Origin of the sequence: Actinomadura sp. J1-007 (assembly GCF_009793335.1) — a bacterium.
GTDB classification, from domain to species: domain Bacteria; phylum Actinomycetota; class Actinomycetes; order Streptosporangiales; family Streptosporangiaceae; genus Spirillospora; species Spirillospora yumaensis.
Genome location: NZ_WING01000001.1, coordinates 6024613 through 6037123 on the forward strand (window position 1 = coordinate 6024613; position 12511 = coordinate 6037123).

9 protein-coding genes, 2 tRNA genes and 3 pseudogenes are annotated in these 12511 nt (G+C 73.3%); 12 read left to right on the forward strand and 2 right to left on the reverse strand.

All coding sequences use genetic code 11. From position 1 onward, the window contains the following. Positions 1–94: 94 nt before the first annotated feature. The 4 genes and pseudogenes from obgE to GEV43_RS27400 all read left to right on the forward strand — a co-directional run bounded on the left by obgE (position 95) and on the right by GEV43_RS27400 (position 5880). Positions 95–1485 (forward strand): annotated as a pseudogene (gene obgE / locus GEV43_RS27385) (GTPase ObgE). A gap of 45 nt (positions 1486–1530) precedes the next feature. Then, positions 1531–2631: pseudogene (gene proB / locus GEV43_RS27390) on the forward strand (glutamate 5-kinase); the annotation flags it as partial. Positions 2632–2706: 75 nt separating this feature from the next. Further along, the gene (locus GEV43_RS27395) at positions 2707–4014 is read left to right on the forward strand and encodes a glutamate-5-semialdehyde dehydrogenase (protein WP_302931305.1); all 1308 of its coding nucleotides are present in this window, start codon (positions 2707–2709) and stop codon (positions 4012–4014) included. Positions 4015–4098: 84 nt separating this feature from the next. Next, positions 4099–5880: a TIGR03767 family metallophosphoesterase gene (locus GEV43_RS27400; protein ID WP_160823162.1), complete on the forward strand. Its 1782-nt coding sequence runs from the start codon at positions 4099–4101 to the stop codon at positions 5878–5880. An 85-nt stretch (positions 5881–5965) separates the two neighbouring features. Here the strand turns inward: GEV43_RS27400 and GEV43_RS27405 are convergent, their stop codons facing one another. Then, complete coding sequence (locus GEV43_RS27405) at positions 5966–7009, reverse strand: M48 family metallopeptidase (RefSeq protein ID WP_160823163.1); 1044 nt, start codon at positions 7007–7009, stop codon at positions 5966–5968. Positions 7010–7252: 243 nt separating this feature from the next. Here GEV43_RS27405 and GEV43_RS27410 point away from each other — a divergent pair, with 243 nt between their 5' ends. From GEV43_RS27410 to GEV43_RS27440, 8 genes and pseudogenes are all read left to right on the forward strand, one after another. Further along, positions 7253–8200, forward strand: a complete 948-nt coding sequence (locus GEV43_RS27410) for a phenylacetate--CoA ligase family protein (RefSeq protein WP_206681303.1) — start codon at positions 7253–7255, stop codon at positions 8198–8200. 115 nt (positions 8201–8315) lie between these two features. Beyond that, the gene (locus GEV43_RS48335) at positions 8316–8537 is read left to right on the forward strand and encodes a hypothetical protein (protein WP_206681304.1); all 222 of its coding nucleotides are present in this window, start codon (positions 8316–8318) and stop codon (positions 8535–8537) included. Positions 8538–8628: 91 nt separating this feature from the next. Beyond that, on the forward strand, positions 8629–9225 hold the full coding sequence (gene nadD / locus GEV43_RS27415; protein WP_160823164.1) for a nicotinate-nucleotide adenylyltransferase: 597 nt from the start codon (positions 8629–8631) through the stop codon (positions 9223–9225). A 252-nt stretch (positions 9226–9477) separates the two neighbouring features. Continuing rightward, positions 9478–9891: a ribosome silencing factor gene (rsfS, locus tag GEV43_RS27420; RefSeq protein ID WP_160823165.1), complete on the forward strand. Its 414-nt coding sequence runs from the start codon at positions 9478–9480 to the stop codon at positions 9889–9891. Continuing rightward, positions 9884–10539: pseudogene (locus GEV43_RS27425) on the forward strand (histidine phosphatase family protein). The gene rsfS and the pseudogene GEV43_RS27425 overlap by 8 nt, the downstream one beginning before the upstream one ends. A gap of 77 nt (positions 10540–10616) precedes the next feature. Beyond that, positions 10617–10689: transfer RNA gene (locus GEV43_RS27430), tRNA-Ala, on the forward strand. Between the two features lie 365 nt (positions 10690–11054). Continuing rightward, positions 11055–11285 (forward strand): hypothetical protein, encoded by a 231-nt coding sequence (locus GEV43_RS27435; RefSeq protein ID WP_160823166.1) that lies wholly within the window; start codon positions 11055–11057, stop codon positions 11283–11285. A gap of 77 nt (positions 11286–11362) precedes the next feature. Beyond that, a tRNA-Ala gene (locus GEV43_RS27440) sits at positions 11363–11435 on the forward strand. A 125-nt stretch (positions 11436–11560) separates the two neighbouring features. On the opposite strand, the gene GEV43_RS27445 is transcribed toward GEV43_RS27440, so the two are convergent. Beyond that, positions 11561–12388 carry an SAM-dependent methyltransferase gene (locus GEV43_RS27445; protein ID WP_160823167.1) on the reverse strand — a complete coding sequence of 276 codons (828 nt, stop codon included), beginning with the start codon at positions 12386–12388 and terminating at the stop codon, positions 11561–11563. Positions 12389–12511 lie beyond the last annotated feature (123 nt).

Here is a 12511-nt window from a genome sequence, read left to right on the forward strand (position 1 = left end):
TGTACGAGGGGGCGGACCGTGCGCGGTCCGCCCCCTTGCCCTGTTCAGGGCCGAATCGGTTCGGCTCGGGGCGCCGATAGCGAGGAGAGACACCGTGGCAGCAGGAGCCGGATCCGGCGCGCAGTTCGTGGACCGGGTGGTGCTGCACGTCGTCGCGGGCGCCGGCGGCAACGGGTGCGCCTCGATCCACCGCGAGAAGTTCAAGCCGCTCGGCGGCCCCGACGGCGCCAACGGCGGCCGCGGCGGCGACGTGATCCTCGAAGTGGACTCCAACGCCGCGTCCCTGCTGGAGTACCACCGCCGCCCGCACCGCAAGGCGCGCAACGGCAAGCAGGGCCAGGGCGGGCACCGCACCGGGGCCGACGGCGGCGACGTCGTCCTGCCCGTCCCGGACGGCACGGTCGTGAAGTCCGCGGACGGGGAGGTCCTCGCCGACCTGGTCGGGGAGGGCACCCGCTACGTCGTCGCGAAGGGCGGCCGGGGCGGGCTCGGCAACGCCGCGCTCGCGTCCGCCAAGCGCAAGGCGCCCGGGTTCGCGCTGCTCGGCGAGCCGGGCGACGAGGGCGACGTGGTGCTGGAGCTGAAGAGCGTCGCCGACGTCGCGCTGGTCGGGTTCCCGAGCGCGGGCAAGTCGTCGCTGATCGCCGCGCTCTCCGCGGCCAAGCCCAAGATCGCCGACTACCCGTTCACCACGCTGGTCCCCAACCTCGGGGTGGTCGGGGCGGGCGACACGACGTTCACCGTCGCCGACGTGCCGGGCCTGATCGAGGGCGCGAGCGAGGGGCGGGGCCTCGGCCTGGAGTTCCTGCGCCACATCGAGCGGTCCTCCACCCTCGCGCACGTCCTGGACTGCGCGACGCCCGAGCCGGGCCGCGACCCCCTCAGCGACTTCGAGGTCATCGAGCGCGAGCTCCAGGCGTACGACCGGATCCTCGGCGACCGGCCGCTGTCGGACCGGCCGCGCCTGGTCGTGCTCAACAAGGTGGACGTCCCGACGGGCGCGAGCTGGCCGAGATGGTCAGGCCCGAGTTCGAGAAGCGCGGGCTGAAGGTCTTCGAGGTGTCGGCGGCGACGCACGAGGGGCTGCGGGAGCTGTCGTTCGCGATGGCCGAGATGGTCGGCGCGTACCGGGCGTCGCTGCCGCCCGCCGAGCCGACCCGCCTGGTGATCCGGCCGAAGCCGGTCGGCGGCGCCGCCGAGTTCGAGGTCAAGGCGATGGGCGACAACACCTACCTGATCACGGGCGCCAAGCCGGTGCGGTGGCTGCGCCAGACCGACTTCGCCAACGAGGAGGCCGTCGGCTACCTCGCCGACCGGCTCGCGCGCCTCGGCGTGGAGGCCGCGCTCGCCGAGGCGGGCGCGGAGGCCGGCGCCACGGTCCTGATCGGCACCGCCGACGACTCGATCGTGTTCGACTGGGAGCCGGAGATCGCCGCGGGCGCCGGCGGCCGGGGCCCGCGCGGCACCGACCGCCGCCTCGGCTGACCCGCCCCGCCGAACGACCTTCGACGCCCGACCCGAGGGAGCACAGTGAGCACGCACGCGGCGTTCGCGCAGGCGCGCCGGATCGTGGTGAAGGCGGGGTCCTCCTCGCTGACCACCGCGCTCGGCACGATCGACGCCGACCGCATCGACGCCCTCGTGGACGTCCTCGCCGCCCGGCACGCCGCCGGCGCCGAGGTCGTCTTCGTCTCGTCCGGCGCGATCGCGGCCGGGCTCGGGCCGCTCGGGCTGAGCCGCCGCCCGCGCGACCTCGCGACGCAGCAGGCGGCGGCGAGCGTCGGGCAGGGGCTGCTGTTCGCGCGCTACACCTCCTCGTTCGCCCGGTACGGGACGACGGTCGGGCAGGTGCTGCTGACCGCCGACGACATGATGCGCCGCACCCACCACCGCAACGCGTCCCGCGCGCTCGCGCAGCTCCTCGACCTCGGCGTCCTGCCGATCGTCAACGAGAACGACACGGTCGCGACCGACGAGATCCGGTTCGGCGACAACGACCGGCTCGCCGCGCTCGTCGCCCATCTGACCAGGGCCGACGCGCTCGTCCTGCTGTCGGACGTGGACGCGCTGTACACCGGCGACCCGCGCCGGCCCGGCGCCCGCCGCATCGCGGAGGTGCACGGCCCGGCCGACCTGGACGGGATCGAGCTCGGCGGGTCGGGCCGGGTCGGGACGGGCGGCATGGTCACCAAGGTGGAGGCCGCGCGCATCGCCGGGATCCCGGTGCTGCTGACCAACGCCGCGTCCGCCGCCCGCGCGCTCGCCGGCGAGCCGGTCGGCACGCTGTTCCACCCGGCGGAGGGCCGCCGGCTGTCCACCCGGCACCTGTGGCTCGCGCACGCGACGACCGGGCACGGGCGGATCGTCCTCGACCAGGGCGCGGTCGAGGCCGTCGTCCGGCGCCGCAAGTCGCTGCTCCCGGCCGGCGTCACCGGCGTGCAGGGCGACTTCGCCGCGGGCGACCCGGTCGACCTGTGCGGCGAGGACGGCCAAGTCGTGGCGCGCGGCCTGGTCGCCTACGACGCCGCTGAGATCCCCGGCCTGATGGGCCGTTCCACCCGGTGGCTCGCCCGCGAGCACGGCCCGGGGTACGAGCGCGAGATCATCCACCGGGACGACCTGGTCGTCCTCGCCGCCTCCGACGCGCCCCCGCGCCCGCCGCGTCCCACGCATCCCACGCGCCCGTCCCCGCCACGCCCGCGCCGCCTGCCGCGCAGGCGGCGCCCGACCCGAGAGGTACCCGTGATGAGTGAACAGGACCGGGAGCGCGAGGAGTTCCAGAGGGTCGCGCGGCGCGCCCGCGCGGCAGGGGCGGAGCTCGCGCCGCTGCCCCGCGCCGCCAAGGACGCCGCGCTGCACGCGATCGCCGACGCGCTCGTCGCCGCCGCGCCCGAGATCGTCAAGGCGAACGGGACCGACGTCGAGCGAGCCCGCGAGTCCGGCACCTCCGAGTACATGATCGACCGGCTGAGCCTGAGCGCCGACCGGATCGCCGCGATCGCCGAGGCCGTCCGCAACGTCGCCGCGCTGCCCGACCCGGTCGGCGAGACCGTGCGCGGCAGCGTCCTGCCGAACGGCCTGGACCTGCGGCAGATCCGCGTCCCGCTCGGCGTCGTCGGCATCATCTACGAGGGCCGCCCCAACGTCACGGTCGACGCCGCCGCGCTCTGCCTGAAGAGCGGCAACGCGGCGATGCTGCGCGGCTCGTCGTCGGCCTACGAGTCCAACACCGTCCTCGTCGGCGTCATGCAGAACGCCCTGGAGGCGACGGACGTCCCGCGCGACGCCGTGCAGCTCGTCCCGGGCACGAGCCGCGAGTCGGTCGGGCACCTGATGCGGGCGCGCGGCCTGGTCGACGTGCTGATCCCGCGCGGCGGCGCCTCGCTGATCAACTCGGTGGTCGAGGGCTCCACGGTCCCGGTGATCGAGACGGGTGTCGGCAACTGCTCGGTGTACGTGGACGACGCGGCCGACGTCGGCATGGCCGTCGACATCCTCGTCAACGCGAAGACCCAGCGGCCCTCGGTGTGCAACGCGGCGGAGACGTTCCTCGTGCACGCCGGGATCGCCGACGCGTTCCTGCCCCGCGCGCTGGAGGCGCTGCGCGCCAAGGGCGTGACCGTCCACGGCGACGACCGCGTCCGCTCGTACGGCGAGGACGTCGTGCCCGCCACCGAGGACGACTGGCGCGCCGAGTACCTCTCGATGGACATCGCCGCCCGCGTCGTCGACTCGCTGGAGGACGCCGTCGCGCACATCCGCGCGTACGGGTCGGACCACACCGAGGCGATCGTCACGACGTCGCAGCCGGCCGCGCGCCGCTTCGTCGCGCTGGTCGACTCGGCGGCCGTGATGGTGAACGCCTCGACGCGCTTCACCGACGGCGAGGAGTTCGGCTTCGGCGCCGAGATCGGCATCTCGACGCAGAAGCTCCACGCGCGCGGCCCGATGGCCCTGCCCGAGCTGACGAGCACCAAGTACGTCGTGACCGGCGAAGGCCACCTGCGGGGCTGAACCCGCAGCTCACCGTCCGCGGTGTCCGGGTTGTGACACTCGGTCTATTGATGTCACGTCGGGCTTGTGGTCTGATTCACGACTGTGACGACCGAGCCGAGCCGCCGCCGCCTGCTGAAGGGGGCGGTCCTCGGCGCCGGGCTCGCCTCCACCGGGCTCGCCGCGTTCCCCGCCCGCCCCGCCTCCGCGGCGGCCCTGCGCACCGCGCCGTCCGCGCCGCCCGCCCTGCGCGGTCCGGTCGCCGGGACGACGCTCGAACGGACCCTGCTGCTCGGCCGGCCCGGCGCCGGCGGCTACCGGAAGGTCGCCGCCGGGCCGGGCGAGCCGCACCTGGTCCGCACCGACCTCGGCGGCGCCGCGGCCCCCGGCCGCGCCGCCCGCCGCCGCGCCGTGATCGCCTTCGGCCAGCTCACCGACGTGCACGTCGTGGACGCCCAGTCGCCCGCGCGGGTGGAGTTCGTCGACCGCGTCAAGGACGGCCTGTCGATCCTGCCGGTGGAGGGCGCGTACCGTCCGCAGGAGCTGCTCACCACCCAGGTCGCCGAGGCGATGGTCCGCGCGGTCAACCGCGTCGGCCGGGGCCCCGCGACGGGCCTCGGCCTCGCGTTCACCATCAACACCGGCGACGCGGCCGACAACGTGCAGTACAACGAGCTGCGCTGGATCATCGACCTGCTCGACGGCGGCACGATCCGGCCCGACTCCGGCGACCCGCGCCGCTACGAGGGCGTCATGGACCACGCCGCGTACGACCGCCGGTACTGGCACCCCGAGGGCCCGCCGCCCGGCGCGTCCGCCGACGTCCCGCTCGCCGAGTACGGGTTCCCGCGCGTCGAGGGGCTGCTGGACGCCGCCCGCCGCCCGTTCGAGGCGACCGGGCTCCGCGCGCCGTGGCTGGCCGCGTTCGGCAACCACGACGGGCTCGTCCAGGGAAACCTGCCGGTGAACCCGCTGGTCTCCGCGCTCGCCACCGGCGGCATCAAGATCGGCGCGCCCGCCGACGGCGCGCAGGCCGAACGCCTCGCGCGGATGCTCGGCAAGGGCGACGCCCGCGAGCTGGTCCGGCTGAGCCGCGCGCGGGGCGCGGCGGGCGGCGGCCTGTTCCGGCAGGTCACGCCCGACCCGGACCGGCGGATGCTGACCCGCGCCGAGGTCGTCCGCGAGCACTTCACGACGTCGCGGAACGCCGGCCACGGCTTCACCCGCGCCAACCTGCGCGACGGGACGGCCTACTACGCGTTCGACCGGGGCCTCGTCCGCGGCCTCGTGCTCGACACCGTCAACCCGAACGGCTACTCGGAGGGCTCCCTCGACCGCGCCCAGTTCGCCTGGCTCGAACGGCAGCTCAAGGCGGGCAGCCGCCGCTACCGCGACGCGCGCGGGGCCAGGGTCGCCCACGACGTGCGGGACCGCGTGTTCGTCCTGTTCAGCCACCACCCGATCGCGTCCCTCACCAACCCGCTCGGCGGGGGCCGGGTGCTCGGCGACGAGGTGAAGGCGCTGCTGCTGCGCTTCCCCAACGTGGTGCTCTGGGTGAACGGCCACACGCACCGCAACGAGGTCATCCCGCACGCCCGCGAGTCCGGAGGCGGCTTCTGGGAGGTCAACACGGCCGCGCACATCGACTTCCCCCAGCAGAGCCGCATCGTCGAGATCGCCGACAACGGCGACGGCACCCTGTCGGTGTTCGCGACGATCCTCGACTCGGCCGGGCCCGCGTCGTTCGGCGGGCGCCTGGGCGACCCCGTCCACCTGGCGTCGCTGTCCCGCGAGCTGGCCGGCAACGACTGGCAGGACCGCGAGGAGGGCCGCCGCGGCAAGCCCGAGGACCGCAACGTGGAGCTCATCGTCCCCGCCCCGTTCTGAGCCCTGTTCCGAGCCCCGTTCTGACGCAGGGCATGAAGAAGGGCCGCCGTGTCCGTGTCACGACGGCCCTGGCTCTTCGGTGCCGCTAGTTGCTGCTGCCGGAGGTCGGCCCGTTGTCGCGCCGGCCGCCGAACCGGTCGAACAGCCCGCCGGCCGCCGACGCCGCCGCGTCCGCGACGTCCTTGACCTTGCCGATGAACGGGTCGGCCGTCCGCTCCCACGAGTCGCGGTAGGAGTTGGCCGCGTTCCGGATCTCCTCGGTGACCGACGCGCTGCCGTCGTCGTCGCGGCGCGGGTAGTCGCCCGCGAGGATCCGGTCGTACTCGCCGCTCGCCGCCCACCGGTCGATCTCCGCGAACCGGATCACCGCGAACGGGTGCGACTGCGGCAGCAGGTTGAGGAACTTCAGCAGCCCGTCGCGCACGTCCCCGGCCGCGTCGTACTCGCGGGCCTGCTGGAGGAACGCCTCGCTGCTCATCTCGGTCAGCCGGGTCCCGCCCGCCAGCTTCATCATCGTCCGCTTGACCGCGTCGATGTCCTGGCTCGCCAGCAGCCCGGCCCGGTCGGCCGACAGCTCGGCCTTGCGGAACCACTCCCGCAGCCCGATGATGATCGCCGCGATCCCGATGTTGCCGAGCGGCAGCCACGCCAGCCGGGACCCGAGCTGGATCAGGATCTGCATCATCGTCTGGTACACCGCGTGCCCGGACAGGATGTGCCCGACCTCGTGGGCGACGACGAACCGCAGCTCCTCGTCGTCCAGCAGGTCGATCAGCCCGGTGTTGATCACGATGAACGGGTGGTCGGACCCGATCGCCATCGCGTTCGGCGTCGGGTCCTGGCGCACGAACACCTCGGGCACCTCGGGCATGTCGAGGATGTACGAGGCGTCCCTGACCATGTCGTACACGTTGCGGAACTGGTCCTCGCCCGCCCGCACCGTCCCCGCGAGGAACGTGAGCCTGAGCGCGCGCTCGTTGAACAGCCCCGACATCTTGCGCAGGACGACGTCGAATCCGGTCAGCGAGCGCAGCGCCACGAGCGCCGAACGATCGGCCGGGTGTTCGTAGGCCCGGGAGCTGATCCCGGGGAACCGCGTGCGTGCTCGATCCGGTGTGTTCTCCGTCATGTCTGGCATGGTAGTTCCGACGAACCGATGGGACGGAGGGTTCCCGGCGCGGGCGCGCGTCCGGCTCCGGCCCGCCCGCCGGCACCGGGCGGGCGCGGGCGGGCGCGCGGGCGGGGCCTCCCGTTTCGTGATCCTTTTTGCGCCGGATGTGGCTTGCGTCACGGGCGGCGGGCGGGGTGTACTTCGGGGCAGCGGCGGCGGGCGCGCGAAGGGGCGCGGCGCCGCGCCCGCGCGGGAGGCGCCATGTTCGACCCGAAGGCCGAGGCGATGTCCCCGGACGAACGCGCCGCGTTGCAGCGCCACCGGCTGTGGGGCCTGGTCGACCGGCTGATCGCGGCGGGCGGCACCCAGGGCGCGCGGCTCAAGGAGGCCGGCGTCGGCGGCGGCGCCGACGTCCACCTGGCCGACCTGCGCCGGCTGCCGTTCACCACCAAGCGGGACCTGTGGGACGAGTACCCGTTCGGGATGCTGGCCGTCCCGCGCGACCAGGTCGCGGCCGTGCACGGGTCGAGCGGCACCAGGGGCCGCCCCACGCTCGTCGCCTACACGCGCGCCGACCTGGACCTGTGGGCGGCGATGTGCGCCAGGTCGCTGGCGTGCGCGGGCGCCGGCCCCGGCAGCGTCGTCCACAACGCCTACGGGTACGGGCTGTTCACCGGCGGCATCGGCATCCACCAGGGCGCCGTCGCGCTCGGCGCGACCGTGGTGCCGATGTCGGGCGGGATGACCGACCGGCAGATCAGGATGCTCGCCGACCTCCGTCCCGACATCCTGGCCTGCACCCCCGCGTACGCGCTGCGGCTGGGCGAGGCCGCGGCGGAGGCCGGGGTGGAACTGCCCGCCCTCAGGGCGGGGCTGCTCGGCGCCGAGCCCTGGTCGGCGGAGCTGCGCGCCGCGATCGAGTCCGTCCTGCCGGTCAAGGCCGTCGACGTCTACGGGCTGTCGGAGGTCATCGGCCCCGGCGTCGCCACCGAGTGCCTGGAGCAGGACGGCCTGCACGTCAACGAGGACCACTTCATCGTCGAGACCGTCGATCCGGAGAGCGGCGAGCCCGTGGAGCCGGGCGTTCCGGGGGAGCTGGTCTTCACCACGCCCACCAAGCAGGCGCTGCCGCTGCTGCGCTACCGGACGGGCGACATCGCGGCGCTGACCCCGGGGAGTGCCCCTGCGGGCGCACGCTCGTACGGATGAGCAAGGTCCTCGGCCGCGCCGACGACATGCTGATCGTCCGCGGCGTCAACGTCTACCCGAGCGAGGTCGAACGCGTCCTGCTCGGCTCCGGCCTGGTGGCCCCCACTACCAGCTCGTGGTCGACCGGCGGCGCCCCGACGCCCGCCTCGTCGTCGCCTGCGAGGCCCTCGCCGGCGACCCGGGGGAGCCCCTGGCCCGCGCCCTGCGCGAGACCCTCGGCCTGGGCGCCGACGTGCGCGTCCTGCCGCCAGGCACGGTCCCGAGGGTGGAGGTCGGCAAGGCCGTACGGGTCGTCACCTGGGACTCGGGCGAACCCCCGCTGCCCGGCCTCGGCTGACCGCCTCCACCGACCGCCTGACCTGCGGTGACATCCCGTACGGGAGGGGCGGCCGGAACGGGCGCCCGCGCCGCTGGCTATTCTCGTCGGCATGACGCAAAAGCGGCGTTTGGGGATCATGGGCGGCACGTTCGACCCGATCCACCACGGCCACCTGGTGGCCGCCAGCGAGGTCGCCCACTTCTTCTCGCTCGACGAGGTGATCTTCGTCCCGACCGGCCTGTCGGCGCACAAGGAGGACCGCAAGGTCGCCGCCGCCGAGGACCGCTACCTCATGGCCGTGATCGCGACCGCGTCCAACCCGCGCTTCTCGGTCAGCCGGATCGACATCGACCGCCCGGGGCCCACCTACACCGTCGACACCCTGCGCGACGTCCGCGACCTGCACGGGCCCGACAGCGACTACTTCTTCATCACCGGCGCCGACGCGCTGGAGAAAATGCTGACCTGGCACGACACCGGCGAGCTGTTCGAACTGGCGCACTTCGTCGGCGTCACCCGCCCCGGCCACCGCCTCGCCGACCCCGGCCTGCCGAACGGCCGCGTCAGCCTGATGGAGGTCCCGGCCCTGTCGATCTCCTCCACCGAGTGCCGCGACCGGGTCATGGCCGGAGAGCCCATCTGGTACCTCGTCCCGGACGGGATCGTCCAGTACATCGGCAAGCGCGGCCTCTACCGCCCCGTCTGACCCCCGCGCGTACGCCACGGGCGTAAGCGCGCGCCCCCGCGAGGCCGGGCCCGCCCGCGCCGACGATGCCGCGCCCTGCGCGGGCGTCCTGCCGTGGTCACGGGTGCCTGGAACCGGCCCCGGCCCCATACCCTGGTAGGTGAGGGCCGGCTCGCGGACTGATCGGACCGCGGCGGCCGGACACCCGGGAAAAGGTCCCGTGAGAAGCTGGGACCGGGACAAGCCCCCTACAGGGAGGATCGCGAGCGCATCGTGACCGCATCCGACAGGGCCGAACAGCTCGTCAGGATCGCCGCGGAGGCGGCGGGCGACAAGCTGGCCGACGACATTCTTGCCTATGACGTGAGCGAGCAGCTCGTCATCACCGACGCGTTCGTGCTCTGCTCGGCGCCCAACGACCGGCAGGTCCGCGCCATCGTCGACGAGATCGAGAAGCGGCTCCGCGAGGAGGCCGGCGCCAAGCCCGTCCGCCGCGAGGGCGAACGGGACGGCCGCTGGGTGCTGCTGGACTACGTGGACGTGATCGTCCACATCCAGCACGAGGAGGACCGCATGTTCTACACGCTCGAACGGCTGTGGAAGGACTGCCCGCTGATCGACCTCCCCGAGGGCGTCAACGCGCACAACGCCGGCCGCACCCCGGCCGTCGGGAGCGCGAGTGAGTGACACGACCCGCGAGCCCGGCAAGCGCCGCCTCGTCCTGTGGCGGCACGGCCAGACCGCCTGGAACCTCGAACGCCGCTTCCAGGGCAAGACCGACATCCCGCTGGACGAGACCGGGCTCCGGCAGGCCCGCGACGCCGCCCGCCTCCTGACCGGGCTGCGCCCCACCGCCCTGCTCGCCTCCCCCTCCAGCGCGCCGCCGACACCGCCCGATCGCTCGCCGAGCTCACCGGCCTGCCCATCGGCTTCGACCGCGACCTCATCGAACGCGACGGCGGCGAGTGGGAGGGCCTCACCTCCCGCGAGATCCGCGAGCGCTACCCCGCCGAGCACGCCGCCTGGCAGCCCCCCGGCGGCGAGACCAGCGCCCAGGTCGCCAAGCGCGTCGGCGCCGCCCTCGAACGCGCCCTCGACGACCTGCCGCCCACCGGCCTGCTCGTCGTCGCCTCCCACGGCGCCGCGCTCCGCCTCGGCATGTCCCACCTGCTCGGCCTGCCCGAGGAGACCTGGGAACGCCTCGGCGGCCTGTCCAACTGCTGCTGGTCCGTCCTCGCCGAGATGCGCGACGGAGGCTGGCGGCTCGTCGAGCACAACGCCGGAACCCTCCCCGAACCCGTCCTCGGCGACGACCGCACCGACAACGGCGCCTGACGAAACCGATTCGAGTACGGGGCCGGGGTCCTATACACTGGCTGAGCGCTGCGGGATGAACGTCCACGCAGTCGCGCGGGGCTATGGCGCAGTTGGTAGCGCGCCTCCATGGCATGGAGGAGGTCTGGGGTTCGAATCCCCATAGCTCCACTCGCATCCTCCTACTCGCCGCCCTTTGGGGCGGCTTCGCGTTTTCCTTGCCTTTATCTGGGGGGCGACCCCCAGACCCCCGGCTGTGGGGGCTGCCGCCCCCACGCCCCCTTGGGGCTGGGGTCTGTGGGCCTGGTTCGCTTGTCGCTTCGCGACCTCGCTGTACTCGCGGCCCCTTGGGGCGGCTTCGACCCCCGGGTGTGGGGGCTGCCGTGCCCACGCCCCCTCGTGGCTGGGGTCTGCGGGCTGTCGCTCGCGACCTCGCTTGGGTCGGGCGGGCGTTGTCTTGTGGGCCGTGGGCTGGAGAATCTCCGGATGATCAACGTTTTCGGAACTGTGATCCGGCGGTGGTTTCCTTACCGTTCATGGGAAGACATCGCAGGGGAGCGAGACGCGAGATCACGGTCGGGGATCTGATCCAGGCGCTGCAACGGTTCGACCCCGAGCTGGAGGTGCGGCTGGCGATCCAGCCGCGGCTGCCTCAGGAGCACGCCGTCGGCGAGGTCGCCGAGGTCGATGGAACGGTCTGGATCGGGGAGTCGGGGCACATCGGGTACGCGCCCGACGAGGTCGCCGAGCAGCTCGGCTGGTCCTAGGTGCGGGACGCGTTCCCAGGCGCTCCGAACGTGCACTAAGCTTTCTCGTGGCCGGTCGCGGAAACGCGGCGCGTCCCGGGGCTATGGCGCAGTTGGTAGCGCGCCTCCATGGCATGGAGGAGGTCTGGGGTTCGAATCCCCATAGCTCCACAAACGTTCTGACCGCCGGACCCTCGCTGCGATCGCCATCGCATGCTGAGGGAAGCGGTGCGCGAGATCGACGCCGGTAGCAAGGCGCGGATCGGATGCGCGATCGTCGCCCCGCGCGGGGCGTCCTATTGACTCTTGCGGGCCAGGCCCCCGAACGAGTCGAGCGGCTCCGCCTGGTCGAGCTGCGGGAAGTCCGGCCGCCACAGCGGTGTGGAGACGACGCCGGGCTCCAGGATGTCCAGTCCGTTAAGGCACGCCTCGATGAACGCGGGCGTCCGCGCGTGGTACGGGACCGAACCGGCGTCGGCGCACAGTTTCAGGGCCTCGGCGCGCGCCGTCTCGTCCGCGGAGGTGTGCTCGTTGACGCCGAGGACGTTCGTCCCGTCGTTGACGGCGACGAAGCTGCCGGGCGGGAGCGCGTCCACAAGGATTCTGACGATTCCCAGCGGGTCTTCGTCGTCGGCGACGTTCCCGACGATTCCGAGGAGGATCAGCGCGATCGGCTGGGAGAAGTCGAGTGTCGCCTTGGCGCGTTCGATGATGTCGAGCGGATCCCGGATGTCGGCCTGGATGTAGTCGCACGTGCCCTCGGGAGTGCTGGTCAGCAACGCGCGCGCGTGCGCGACCACCAGAGCGTCGTTGTCGACGTAGACGACGCGGGCCTTGGGATCGACCCGCTGCGCTACCTCGTGCGTGTTGTCGACGGCCGGCATCCCCGTGCCGATGTCGAGGAACTGCCGTACGCCCTCCTGCTCCGCCAGGTAGCGGACCATCCGCACCAGCAGCGCACGGGAGTGCCGCGCGATGTCGGCGATCTCCGGGAAGACCTCCATGATCCGGTCCCCGACCTCGCGGTCGATCGGATAGTTGTCCTTGCCGCCCAGCCAGTGGTTCCAGATCCGCGCCTGATGTGGCCGGGTCGTGTCGACCGCGGGCACGCCTTCGTCCGCCATGGGGGGCCTTCCAGGGTCCGTGACAACCGTTGACCGCAACCGTAACCACGGGCGGGGCCCCGGTGAAGGCCCAACGATGATCTTTCATGGCCCGGGGGCGCGCCCGGACGTCCGCGGACGTCC

Excerpts from the sequence above, each read along its gene's own strand:
- GEV43_RS27435 (WP_160823166.1), top strand. The coding sequence starts at position 11,055 with ATGGGAAGACATCGCAGGGGAGCGAGACGCGAGATCACGGTCGGGGAT.
- GEV43_RS27445 (WP_160823167.1), bottom strand. The coding sequence starts at position 12,388 with ATGGCGGACGAAGGCGTGCCCGCGGTCGACACGACCCGGCCACATCAG.
- GEV43_RS27410 (WP_206681303.1), top strand. The coding sequence starts at position 7,253 with ATGTTCGACCCGAAGGCCGAGGCGATGTCCCCGGACGAACGCGCCGCG.
- nadD (WP_160823164.1), top strand. The coding sequence starts at position 8,629 with ATGACGCAAAAGCGGCGTTTGGGGATCATGGGCGGCACGTTCGACCCG.
- GEV43_RS27405 (WP_160823163.1), bottom strand. The coding sequence starts at position 7,009 with ATGACGGAGAACACACCGGATCGAGCACGCACGCGGTTCCCCGGGATC.